This window comes from Streptomyces sp. MUSC 14 (genome assembly GCF_001866675.1).
Taxonomy (GTDB): Bacteria; Actinomycetota; Actinomycetes; order Streptomycetales; family Streptomycetaceae; genus Streptomyces.
The window spans coordinates 1-375 of record NZ_MLYN01000171.1 but is presented as its reverse complement, the minus strand read 5'-3'; the positions used below and the strand labels follow the sequence as shown (position 1 = coordinate 375).

1 protein-coding gene is annotated in these 375 nt (G+C 63.5%); it reads left to right on the top strand.

The annotated features are described in order from the left end of the window. Positions 1-14: 14 nt before the first annotated feature. Positions 15-375 (top strand): ketoacyl-synthetase C-terminal extension domain-containing protein (locus BIV25_RS49000; RefSeq protein ID WP_371273161.1); only part of this gene is annotated, 361 nt, incomplete at its 3' end.

Genomic DNA, 375 nt, shown 5'->3' with positions numbered 1-375 from the left:
TGTCGTCTTTTGGTATCAGTGGTACGAACGCGCACGTCATTCTGGAGGATGTCGTCGAGTCTCGGTCTGTTCCAGGGGCTGCGGCCGGGGTGCTTCCGTTTGTGGTGTCGGGGCGGACCGAGGACGGGTTGCGTGGGCAGGTTGAGCGTTTGCGATCGTGGGTTTCCGCGCATGCCGATGTGAACTTGGCGGATGTGGCGTGGTCCTTGGCGACGAGTCGGGCCGCGCTCGATCATCGGGCGGTTGTAGTCGCCGGTGATCGTGAGCAGTTGCTCGACGGACTGGCTGCGGGAGTTGGTGAGGCCGCGGCTCGTTCCGTTCCGGGGCGTCTGGCTTTTGTTTTTACTGGTCAGGGTGCGCAGCGTCGGGGTATGG